Origin of the sequence: Algoriphagus aquimarinus (genome assembly GCF_900112005.1) — a bacterium.
Classification (GTDB): domain Bacteria; phylum Bacteroidota; class Bacteroidia; order Cytophagales; family Cyclobacteriaceae; genus Algoriphagus; species Algoriphagus aquimarinus.
In genome coordinates, this window is record NZ_FOKK01000001.1 from 353,890 (window position 1) to 366,176 (window position 12,287).

Genomic DNA, 12,287 nt, shown 5'->3' on the forward strand with positions numbered 1-12,287 from the left:
TCAGGCCACTTTCTTATACAATAAACTACAGATTACTAATTAGAATAAGTATGAAAAGAATACTAATGGCCGCTGCCATGGCCTTGCTTGTGTCTCATGGATACGCTCAGGAAAATGCGAAAAAGGTATTATTTGTAATACTGGATGGAATTCCAGCAGATGTCCTTGATTCAGTCGCCACTCCTAATATTGATAAGATCAGCGCTATTGGAGGATATACGGATGCAAGCATGGGTGGAGAAATCGGCGGATATTCTGAGACGCCGACTATCTCAGCAGTTGGCTATAATTCTCTATTGACGGGTGTATGGGCAAACAAGCATAACGTCTGGGGCAACAGCATTAAGAATCCGAATTACAACTACTGGACGGTTTTCAGAATGTTGAAAGAAGCTGATCCAACTAAGAAAACGGCGATTTTTTCTACCTGGTTAGACAACAGAACCAAGTTGGTAGGGGCAAATTTACCTGCCACAGGAGATTTTACTTTTGACTACTATTTCGATGGGATGGAATTGGACACATTAAATTTCCCTCACGAAAAGGATAGAAAGTATATCTATCAGATCGATGAAGCGGTATCAAAGGAAGCTGCTAGATACATTCAAAAGGATGGTCCAGATATGTCATGGATGTATTTGGAATTTTCTGATGACATGGGACATGGCTTCGGAAATAGCCCGCAAATGATCGACGGCGTAGAAAAAGCAGATGTACAAATCGGACGTGTTTGGGAGGCTATTCAATACAGAGAAAAAACCTTCGGAGAAGATTGGTTGATCGTGATCACTACAGATCACGGAAGAACTGACGATGGCTTTGGCCATGGAGGGCATAGCCCAAGAGAGCGCGCTACATGGATAGTTACGAATTCTAAGTATACCAATTCGCATTTTGAGGGAACACCGCAAATGGTGGATATTTTGCCTTCTATAGCCAATCATATGAATCTTTCTATTCCTAAGAAGATTGCTATGGAGCTAGACGGTACTCCTTTCATCGGTTCGGTGGAGGCTACTGCACTGAAAGCTGAACTGAAGAAGGGAGAAATCTCGATGAACTGGGAATCACTTTCCAAAGGTGAAAAAGGAAGAGTTTGGGTATCGACGACCAATGAGTTCAAAACTGGCGGTTTGGACAACTACTGGCTAGTAGGCGAAGTTAATTTAGATGATAAGCAGAAGAAATTCTCGCTCAATGGGACTCAATCAGAGATTTTCAAAGTAGTACTTGAAACTCCATCTGGCTATCTTAATTACTGGATAGTTAAGTAGTTTGTTTAGAAATTAGTGCCTACTGAAAAGGGGTTAAACGAGCGTTTTATGCTGGTTTAACCCCTTTTTCAGTTAGCTAGACTAAGTTCTAATCCAAAATCACTTTTTCTTTTTTAGGATATTTCACTTCATACTGCAGAGGAATCACTTGCTGCTGTCCTGCAGGAATGGTGAGTAGCCAGGTGATTTTTCCTGTTTGGGGATCAAGTTTTCCTCCGGATAATTGCACCGTTTCTACTGAGATATCAGAATTCACCGATACCGGAATTTGATCCTCTACACTGATCGTGATAGGCTGGGATTTATTGTTTCTCACGGTGATTTCATAGCCACGAGTCTCTGTGATATTATTACCGATACTTCGCTTCTTCGAATACTCCTCGTTTTTCTCACGCTGAATCACAATACTTCTGTCTCTTCCCATGGATATGTTCAGCGTGTCCTGAAGCGCAGCAGCGTCCAAGATGGATTTGCCCACAAAACCATCTTCGAAGTACAAATTGCTTTCTCCTTGCAATAAGCTGTACTGACTCCAATCCGTGACCTGAGCTATTAGGAATGCATCATTGTCGAGTTTAGGAACAGCTGAATACTGGTATAGCGCTGGGATGTCGTAGGCCTTCAGATCTACAAGTGTTTTTTCACCATTTGACTTAATGGAATACGGCTCTGCAACTTCGATTTCTACCGTGGTTTGGTTTTCTATCACTGAGGTGGCAATACCGCTAGCTACTTCTACGCTCATCTGTGGAGAATTCAATCTTCGCTCTTTGTTCGATATATCCATTCCTGCAACTTTTCCTTGTAAAGAATTTCCTACGGAAACCACTTCATTTAACTCCATTATATCCACATTCATTCGCACATTCAGCACTGGAGAGTTGATATAGACTTCCCTTGGGGTGTAGCCGATGAAGGAAACGAGGAGCGAAGAGGCATTTGCTGGGAGTGTCAAGGAATAATTGCCATCAAAATCTGATGCCGTTCCAATGGTGGTACCCTTAACCAAAATGCTAGCTCCAGGAATAGCTTCGCCCGTTTCAGCATCTATTATTTTTCCAGACACAGCAGTGAAGTTTTGAGCTTTAGGGGTGTATGATGTCAATCGCGCATAGTTCAGCTCCCACTTGTCTAATTCTGGGATTTGACCACTTTGATTTGGATCGCCGTTGGAGAATCGAAGCTTCACATTTTTCCAATCCACACCGGTATTTTGAAAGACTTCCGCTTTGTAATTCAAGGAAAGTGGGGAACTCACATTTTTCACTCGCACATCATATTTGGGGTACCAGCCGGCATTTGCCACCAAGTAATTCAGCTCGAAGCTGGCCGATCCAGCACTTGCTGTTTTCACTCGGATTCGGATTTCAGAAGTGGATTTATTTCCGGATTCTCGCATCGCATTGATCTGATTTCTAAGCTTAGCGATCTCCAGCATCTCTTTCTGCATATTTTCCGTAATCTCCAATTCCTCATTCTTGATCTTCATCAGTTCGGAATCGTAAAATTCTATCGCCTGTTTCAATTCTGCGACTGTAGGTCCAGCTTGAGCACCCCCCAGTTTTTTATTGGCATTGAGTAGTTCGTTTTTCTCCTTCAGCACTTCCATTCGCCGGTTCTCTCTATTCTGATTACTTTGAATAGTCTTGATTTGATCTTCCAGATTTTTTACTTTTTCGCTCACTTCCACTTCCGTGAGGTAATCCATCCGTCTGTTTACAGCCTGAATCGTAAAATTCCCCAAGCCTTTCACCTGGATGCTTTTCTCATCTAGGTAGGGAGAAAGGCCCTTGATCAACACGAGGGACTCTCCTGCTGCAAGTTGGCCTTTAGCCGTTTCGAATACTTGAGCCCCCGAGAGGAAAACAGTTACTTCTTTAATCTCGGATTTGAAGGGGGTTTCCTTTATCTCTTGGGAAAAAGCTGTAAAGGCGAACAGAGAAAGTATCAGACTAAAAGAGAATTTTTTCATAGTTGAGGAGTTAAACTATTAATGACGTGATATTTCTACGCTTTATGAAATCCTGTGTTCATAAATCATCTGTTAAGATTTCAAAAGAGCGTCGATTCATAAATTATTTTCCTCCTAGTATAACTGGGTTTATTAACTTTGCGCACTTAAAATATCTTTTGACTTTCCGCTTTTCTGCATGACGATTACTCAAACCATAATCATTGCCATCATCGAGGGCTTGACCGAATTTTTGCCTGTTTCATCTACAGGACACATGATTTTGGCCTCTGCCGCGATGAATATTCACGAAGAGGAATTCGTCAAAACCTTTGAAATTTTCATTCAATTGGGCGCAATTCTGGCTATTGCACTGATGTATATCAAGCGATTTTTTCAGGGAATAAATATTTATCTAAAATTGCTGGCGGCATTTATTCCTACAGCGATTATAGGTTTGCTGGCCTATGATTATATCAAAGCGTATTTATTCAACCCGATTGTGGTTTCAGTTTCGCTGATCATTGGAGGTATCATCTTGATATTTATTGACAAAAAAGTAGTGAATCAAGAGACGACTGTCGATGAAGTAGAGGACATGACTTACAAGAATGCTTTCTTCATCGGTTTGTTCCAATGCCTTTCTATGGTGCCAGGTACTTCTCGCGCAGCTGCCACTATTATTGGAGGCGTTTTTAATGGCTTGAATAAAAAGCAGGCAACAGAGTTTTCTTTCCTTTTGGCAGTTCCTACAATGATGGCTGCTTCTGGATATGATCTGCTGAAGACAGATTTGGTCTTTACAAACGATCAACTTTTAATGTTAGCCATAGGAACAGTTGTAGCATTTATCACAGCTTGGTTCGCAGTAAAAGTGTTCCTGAAGTTTGTTTCAAAAAATGGCTTTACCGCTTTTGGATACTATAGAATTGCTTTGGGAATTTTGTTCTTGATCTTTATGTGGGGAACCGATTTGGGGTAATTTATAGAAACCCTCAGATCAATATCATTCTTTAAAGAAGCGTAAAAAGCCCGATTAGAATAATCTAATCGGGCTTTTTGTGTTTATGTAGTTTGTTTGGCATGTTTGCCTTCCCTGAATTCTTCCACCATTTTCTTGTTAAACGCCGGAAGATCTTTTGGGCTTCTAGAGGTAACGAGTCCGTTATCTACAACGACTTCTTCGTCCACCCAGTGCGCGCCTGAATTTTCAAGATCTTTTCTTATTGATTCAAATGAAGTTAAGGTACGGCCATTAGTCACCCCTGCTTGAATCAACATCTGAGGACCATGGCATATAGCAGCTACTGGCTTATGATCATCGAAAAAGCTTTTTACAAAATCTACCGAAGTCATATCCCGTCTTAATAAATCGGGATTGATCACTCCGCCAGGGATCATAAGTGAATCAAAATCTTTGGAGCTTACCTGATCAACTCGTGCATCTACTTTGATCTCATCACTCCAGTTGCCATTCTTCCAGCCTTTGATATGATCATTCTCTGGTGAAATAATAAATACTTCTGCACCTTCATGTTCAAGGGCACGTTTTGGTTCTACTAGTTCCGATTCTTCAAATCCATTTGTAGCAAGAATTGCTACTCTTACATCTTTTAATAAACTCATGGTAATCGTGGTTAAGTTGGTAATTAACTTTCTCGTAGAGAAAGTAGCTTCGGTTTAGAAGCAGTAATAGAATCACCAACACTATTCCAAAAAGTGAATCCTGCCTTATTGGATGTTAGGCAGGATTCAACTTGTTCAGGCATAGTATTAATTCCACAATCTGAGAACTCTAGTCACATAAGTGGGAGCTTATTGAAGTTCACTTGTGCATTATTTAAAGTCTAAGAAGTTTTTGCTAAGCCATTTTTCCTCCAAACTTATTTTGCACCAATCTCCTTTTATTGTTGATATAAAAATCTCTTCCGATTTCATGAGGTTGTCTACTATCGCATACTCAGTACCTGGACCACTCCTCACCCGAAGTACATTTGCATTAATGGTGGCTCGCTGTACATCTGTTGTGTATTTTCCATATACCCAGTGAGATTGGCTATTTGATATTTTCAGCCATCCATTTGATTCCTCATATATTCTTAGAATTGCTCCCAATTGTGCGGCTTCCCTATCAGAGGCCTTGGATGCAGAGCCACGGGGCTGAGTTCGGATATTAAGAGAGTCAGCTGTGACGGCGACATATTTATCTATGCCAGGAGGCTGATGAGGAATTGGGGTGCTTTGAAGAGCTTGTTCCACCAGAGGTAGGAAATTGGTCATGCAATCTTCGACTTTATTTCCGCCAAAGAAATTAGTCCCTGGACAGGATTTATTTCCGCCAGTACCATTGTTACGTTTCCCAGTGCTCAGCTCAAACCAGTGATGATAAATAATGCTGAAGGTATTCACTGGAAGTCTAAATTTATCACAAAGGGCGGCTGTCATTTGGATAATAGCGAGTCGATGCTCATTCGACATGGTATCTCCATCTTTATCAAAATTGCCCATGTGTTCAATGCAAATAGAATCTCGATTAGCACCGAAAATGCATGCTGGAGTTGATTCCAATGATCTACCGGTCAGTATCGTTCCGTCTGGAAAACTGGTAAAATGCTGCCCAATATCACTCCAGCCGTTATTACGGACGTGATGATTTTTCATGGCTAATTGCCTTTGGAAGTGATTATTTCCATTGAAATGTGTGTAACTCGGGCTCCAGGTATGATGCTGTTGAACAGTGAGAATTGTACGTGCAATTCGCTGAGATTGAATCCAAGGAATGAATTCAGCTATGCTCATTTTCAAAAAACCATTTTTACTTTCCATGCTCATTTCATATTAAAAGTGAAAAATTCTGATTATCAATTTAATGAGATTTGATTAATCATTGAAAATGAACAGATTATAATTTGATCCCAAAGTAAATTTCTTACTTCGATAGTGTTGATAAACTGCTGTTACTTTTTGGTATTTTTCCAGAACTAATTAATCCTTGAACCATGACCATAGATTTGATCAAAAATTATTTCAGGCTAATCAAGACGTAGGACAAGATTGTGTTCTCTGCAAAATCATCTACGGCCTTTGCGGAAAAAGCTATCAAAAAAAAGCCCCATCAAAATCAATTGATGGGGCTTTAAATACATTAAGTATCTCTTAATTTCCTTTTTCTCCGATAGAGATCATTGCACATCTGAAACCAATGTGATTGGTAGCAGAATCCTGATGCATAAATCTTCTGGTACCTGGAGCTAACCAATACGTTACATCTCTCCAAGATCCGCCTTTATAAACTCTAAGTTCATCTGTAAGCATAGAGGTCTGATAAGTATCTTGCTCATCGTTGACACCAGTATTTCTCACAGGGTTAAGATCATCAAAGTCTTGGTAAGATAATGGACGGTAAATATCCTGAACCCATTCGTTCATGTTTCCAGCCATATGATACAATCCGAAATCATTTGGAGCCATATCATATACGTTAGTAGGGATGATATCTCCGTCATTTCTTTGTCCACCTGAAATTCCGCCGTAATCACCTCTACCTCTTTTGAAGTTGGCAAGGAAGTCACCTTGCTTACCTTTTCTCTTTACATTGTACGGGTTACGAACACCTCTTCCATCCCAAGGATAGATTCGGCCATATTCCTGATTTTCGTCTAGGTATTGAGTACCGATCATTGCCTTAGCAGCATATTCCCATTCTGCTTCTGTTGGTAGTCTATAGTCAGCTAGTGCAACTCCTCTTTCAATAAGTTGAGTTTTGGTAAATGTGGAGTCAATACCTCTTTCTTTACGGATAATTTCCTGAACGAATTCAGTTCTCCATTTAGAATAAGCATTTGCTTGAGTCCATGAAACACCAGCTACAGGGTAAAAGTTGAAACCTGGAAATCTGAAATAGTATGACTGATACATGTCATTGAAACTCATTTCACCACCTGCCCATACATTATCTTTAGGCTCAAGTTTAAGAAGTGAATCAGCACTTACTTTTTTGCCCATATTGAACAAGTACTCTCGGTAGTCATTATTAGTGACTTCAGTTTCATCCAGATAGAAATTTGAAAGTGTTACAGTTCTTTCCTGATTATCACGGAAAGCCATTACATCTTCCTCTTGCGAACCTAGAACGGCTCTACCGCCCTGGATAAATTTCAAGTTTGGTCCTGGAATTTGCTCGGCATTCTTGGCTACAAAAAATTGAGTAGAATCGTTTTCATCAAAACTGAATTCTGCTCCAGTGGTCGCACTTTTTTTGCCAGGCTTGTTAGCAGTTCTTCTGCCATAGCCAGGAGTTTTGTTACAAGAGGTCAAAATAGAGCTTCCGACTATCGCCAAAGCTGCTACCCACATTCCCCAAGATTTGTTACTCAGACGCATATATGTAATTGTTTAAGGTCTTTTTCAGTGTGCTAATATAATTGCAATGTAATGCACTTGCAATGATTTGGGATGAAGTCCTCGTATTCCATTTGCCAAAAAACAGCTAGAATCCCAGAATATCAACAAAATCGATAGGCAAATCTGCAATTTTTATGCCATTAAAATTATTTCAAAATCATGCATCATTCATCTCCTTAAGCTTAATCTGGGCCTTAGAAATGGTAGAAACATTTGATAATGTAAGAATTAAACGATTTTTGTACTCCTTTATTTTGCAAAGTTTACTATTCATCTGTGCAAATCGCATAACTTTTTGGAAAATATCTGAGGAATAGTAATCGTCTCGGGTAGATGGTAGTAGATGACACTTCATGAGATTGCCTTTCAATACAAGTTTCTCAACCCCAAGCTTTTCTGCCTTCCAACGCAAGCGTACAGTTTCCATCAGATCCACTACAGATTCAGGCAGTGGGCCGAATCTATCCAACAGCATGGTAGAAAATTTTGCCAATTCCTCTTCATTTTTAATCGCATCAAGCTTGGAATAAAGGCCTAGTCTCTCACTGATATTTCCCACATACTCTTCTGGAATCAATAGCTCCAAATCTGTTTCTATAGTACAATCCTGAACCAGCACTTTGACTTGCTCAGCCAATTCTGTTTCAAATAAAGCTGCAAACTCATTTTCCTTCAATTCCTGGACAGCCTCATCGAGGATTTTGTGATACATTTCAAAGCCTAGATCGGTAATGAATCCACTTTGCTCAGCTCCCAGTAAATTTCCAGCGCCTCGAATGTCCAGATCTTTCATCGCTACCTTGAATCCATCTCCTAAGTCTGAGAACTCTTCGAGTGTTTGCATGCGCTTTCTAGCTTCTGCCGTCAAACCTGACATCGGTTGAGTAAGCAGATAGCAGAACGCCTTCTTGTTACTCCGACCCACTCTTCCACGCATCTGGTGCAAATCACTCATACCAAACATATGAGCGCGGTTGATGATTATTGTATTGGCATTTGGGATGTCTAGCCCAGATTCAATTATGTTGGTAGAAACGAGTACATCGTATTCGTGATGGATAAAATCTACCATGACCTTTTCCAGCTTTTTCCCATCCATCTGACCATGAGCACCTGCTACACGCGCATCAGGCACGAGTTTCATGATCAAGTTGGCAATAGAGTCAATCTCTCCTACACGGTTGTGCACGAAGAAAACCTGACCTCCTCGTCTCAATTCGTAAGAAATAGCATCCCGGAGTACTTCTTCTTGGAATGTCTGAACCTCGGTTGTAACCGGCTGGCGGTTTGGCGGAGGAGTAGCAATTACTGATAAATCTCTTGCTCCCATTAGGGAAAAGTGTAAGGTCCTTGGAATAGGCGTAGCGGTTAAAGTCAACACATCTACGTTTAAACGCAGATTTTTCAATTGATCTTTGACTTTCACACCAAATTTCTGTTCCTCATCAATTACCAAAAGCCCCAAATCTCTGAAGACAATATCTTTATTGACAATCCTATGCGTACCTATTAGGATATCGATCTCTCCGGTTTTCACCTGAGCGATGATTTCTTTGATCTCTTTAGCAGTTCGAAAGCGATTGATGTATTCGATTTTTACAGGAAAATTTTCCAATCGCTCACTGAAAGTCTGGTAATGCTGCATAGCCAGAATTGTCGTAGGCACCAAAATGGCAACTTGCTTACGATCATTTACTGCTTTGAACGCTGCACGGATCGCAACTTCAGTTTTCCCAAATCCCACATCACCACAAACCAGTCTATCCATTGGATAGGACTTTTCCATATCAGTTTTGACGTCCTGAGTAGCGATAGCTTGATCTGGCGTGTCTTCATAGATGAAAGAAGATTCCAGCTCGATCTGAAGTACAGAATCTGGATGGAAAGCAAAACCTGCAGCAGATCTTCGCTTCGCATAAAGCGCAATCAAGTCCTTGGCTATGTCCTTAACTTGTTTTTTAGCTCTGGATTTTTTGTTTTCCCAGTCTGGTGAGCCAAGCTTGGACATGGATGGTGCAGTGCCTTCCTGTCCAGAGAATTTCGAGATTTTATGTAAAGAGTGAATATTTACATAGAGCAAATCATCATCTCGAAAGACTAATCGTACAGCTTCCTGCATTTTGCCTGCTACGTCCACTTTCTCCAAACCCGCAAAACGCCCAACTCCATAATCCACATGGACGATGTAATCGCCTGGATGAAGAGCTTTCAGTTCCTTAATAGTAAGGGCTTTTGATTTACTGGCTTTGTCGCGGGTTTTATAGCGATGGAATCGCTCAAAAAGCTGGTGGTCTGTAAAGCAGGCGATTTTGGACTGTCTATCTTCAAAACCTTCGCGCAAGCCGAGAAGCATACTTTGTACTTGCAACGTAGGATCTAATTCCTTGAAAATCCCTAGCAGTCTATCGATTTGCTTAGCATTTTCGGCAGTTAGTATATTGACAAATCCTTTCTTTTCATTCTCAGAAAGTTGCGCAACCAATAAGTCAAAGTTCTTATTGAATGATGCCTGGGGCTGCGATTCCCATGTGAACGGCTTGGCATTTTTCAAATAAAACTGCTTGCCAAATTCCACCCTTGAAAAGTTAGCAGATGTCGCCGCAAAGTCAGATCCTTTATCAAATAAGTCCCCAGGTCCGAGGACAACTTTTGTATTGTTTGTTTTGTGGACGATTTGATCAAAAGCCAAGGAAGCTTTGTGAAAGCACTCGTCCATTACATCCAAGGTCAGCTGATAATCTTTGATCCACACGATCGTCTGCTCAGGCAAAAAGCCCAGAAATGACTGCCTGACCTCTTGAAGAAGTTTGGTTTGAACATTCGGGATCAGCGCTATTTGCTCTACACTTGCAATGGAAAGCTGCGTCTCAGGATCAAAAGTCCTGATGCTTTCTATCTCTTTCCCAAAAAGCTCTAGTCTATAAGGGCTCTCGTTTGAAAATGAAAACACATCCAAAATCCCTCCACGAATCGCGAATTGCCCTGGTTCATAGACAAATTCAGTTCGTTCAAAATCGTAGCTAGCTAGGATTTCAGTGACGAACTCCATGTCTACTTGCTCTCCAACTTTGGCCGAAAAGGTATTTTCCTGAAGCGAACGCTTGTTGATTACCCGCTCATAGATAGCTTCTGGATAGGTGATGATAATTCGTGATTTGCCTTTCTCTTCAAGTACGAGATTGAGAATCTCCGAACGCATCAGCACATTTGCATTGTCGATCTCCTCATATTGATACGCCCTCTTGAAACTCGAAGGGAAGATCATGTGTTCTTCACTATCCAGCAAATTCTGAAGATCAGAATTGAGGTAAGCAGCCTCCTCTTTGTCCTGTGCAACGATAAGGTGGATTCCACCTTTGCTCGCATAAAGAGCCGCAAATAGCACCATATCCAAACTGCCTGATAATCCCCTTATCTGGTACGTAAGCTTATCGCCACTTGAAATCTCATGCGCGATAGTTTGAAAAATGGGGTCTGATTGATAGATTGAAAGAAAGTCCTGACGATCCAATAGTTTGTGATTTTAATGCTAGGTTGGTGGGTCAAAGTTACTGCTTTATGAATTCTTACGATTGATTCCCAGCTCCTTTTCCCAGCTAATAAACATTTGAAGTAGATAAGAGTTCACAATAAATAAATGACTCCTATGCGATTAGAACTCTCTTGTCAGGTAAATCAAGACTTTTTGAAAGTCAAAGCAGGCTTCAATGAATCTCTTTTTGCTAAACTAAGCCCTCCATTTCCTCCCGTCAACCTAGTAAGGTATGATGGATCAGAAACGGGAGATATGGTGTCGATGGAGCTGAATTTCTTTTTTTTCAAGCAGAAATGGACGAGTACAATCACTGATAATCACACCAATTCTAAAGAATACTATTTCGTAGATGAAGGGGTAGAATTGCCTTTTTTCCTAAAAAGCTGGAAACATAAGCACAGGATCATCAAAGAGGGATCTAGCACAATTATTAGAGATGAAATAGAATTTAAAGCACCTTTTGGGCTTTTGTCTTTGCTGCTTTATCCTGCTCTTTACATTCAGTTTGCCTATAGAAAACCTATTTACAAAAAGGTGTTTGCTTAAATTTCTACTAAGTTTTCACAGTTTGGGATCTCGCAATCCCCGTACAGCACCAGTGAATGGCTTTTGATAGTTGATCTGAAAGATTTACCAATTTCGTCCTTGATTTCGTTGATTTTTGGATCAGAAAATTCCCTGATTTTACGACATTGATTACACACATGATGATCATGATGCTTGTAGGTCAGCGCTTGTTCATAGAGCGCTACTTTGTCTTTGAATTGGTGTTTGACGGCTAATCCACTTTCTACGAGAAGGTCAAGTGTGTTGTAAATGGTCGCTCGGCTAATGGTATAACCCTTATTTCTCATACTTAGAAATAGACCTTCTACGTCCATATGCTCATCTTCTGGAAGCGAGTAAAGTTCGTCGATTACTGAAAATCTTTCAGGAGTTTTCCTGCTTCCTTGTTTGGTAAGAAAGTTTTCAAAGATTTTTTTAGCCTTTTCTATTAGGGCCTTGTCTGCCATAGGGTCAAAATAATTTGAAATAAAGATGAGTCATTATCCATTTTTTGGCAAACCTGAGGCCATAATCGCAGTAATTTGGTTTCAATCTAATTAAAACTAACTCGCTTGAT

General features: G+C 40.5%; 9 protein-coding genes. 3 read left to right on the plus strand and 6 right to left on the minus strand.

The annotated features are described in order from the left end of the window. Positions 1-50: 50 nt before the first annotated feature. Positions 51-1,274 (plus strand): alkaline phosphatase family protein, encoded by a 1,224-nt coding sequence (locus BM291_RS01610; RefSeq protein ID WP_092894424.1) that lies wholly within the window; start codon positions 51-53, stop codon positions 1,272-1,274. 88 nt (positions 1,275-1,362) lie between these two features. Here the strand turns inward: BM291_RS01610 and BM291_RS01615 are convergent, their stop codons facing one another. Then, entirely contained in the window at positions 1,363-3,246 is a 1,884-nt protein-coding gene (locus BM291_RS01615) for a DUF4139 domain-containing protein (protein WP_092894425.1), read from the minus strand. A 178-nt stretch (positions 3,247-3,424) separates the two neighbouring features. Between BM291_RS01615 and BM291_RS01620 the strand changes: the two genes are divergently transcribed. Next, positions 3,425-4,207, plus strand: coding sequence for an undecaprenyl-diphosphate phosphatase (locus BM291_RS01620; protein WP_092894426.1), 783 nt, complete (start codon positions 3,425-3,427; stop codon positions 4,205-4,207). Positions 4,208-4,290: 83 nt separating this feature from the next. On the opposite strand, the gene BM291_RS01625 is transcribed toward BM291_RS01620, so the two are convergent. The 4 genes from BM291_RS01625 to mfd form a co-directional block, all read right to left on the minus strand. Next, the gene (locus BM291_RS01625) at positions 4,291-4,851 is read right to left on the minus strand and encodes a type 1 glutamine amidotransferase domain-containing protein (RefSeq protein ID WP_092894427.1); all 561 of its coding nucleotides are present in this window, start codon (positions 4,849-4,851) and stop codon (positions 4,291-4,293) included. A 210-nt stretch (positions 4,852-5,061) separates the two neighbouring features. Beyond that, on the minus strand, positions 5,062-6,051 hold the full coding sequence (locus BM291_RS01630; protein WP_092894428.1) for an N-acetylmuramoyl-L-alanine amidase: 990 nt from the start codon (positions 6,049-6,051) through the stop codon (positions 5,062-5,064). A gap of 330 nt (positions 6,052-6,381) precedes the next feature. Beyond that, a complete protein-coding gene (gene gldJ, locus BM291_RS01635) occupies positions 6,382-7,608 on the minus strand; it encodes a gliding motility lipoprotein GldJ (RefSeq protein WP_092894429.1) in 1,227 nt (408 codons plus the stop codon). Positions 7,609-7,786: 178 nt separating this feature from the next. Then, a complete protein-coding gene (gene mfd, locus BM291_RS01640; RefSeq protein ID WP_092894430.1) occupies positions 7,787-11,140 on the minus strand; it encodes a transcription-repair coupling factor in 3,354 nt (1,117 codons plus the stop codon). A 135-nt stretch (positions 11,141-11,275) separates the two neighbouring features. Here mfd and BM291_RS01645 point away from each other — a divergent pair, with 135 nt between their 5' ends. Beyond that, positions 11,276-11,710, plus strand: a complete 435-nt coding sequence (locus BM291_RS01645) for an SRPBCC family protein (protein WP_092894568.1) — start codon at positions 11,276-11,278, stop codon at positions 11,708-11,710. On the opposite strand, the gene BM291_RS01650 is transcribed toward BM291_RS01645, so the two are convergent. Then, a complete protein-coding gene (locus BM291_RS01650; protein WP_092894431.1) occupies positions 11,707-12,177 on the minus strand; it encodes a Fur family transcriptional regulator in 471 nt (156 codons plus the stop codon). The genes BM291_RS01645 and BM291_RS01650 overlap by 4 nt on opposite strands. Positions 12,178-12,287 lie beyond the last annotated feature (110 nt).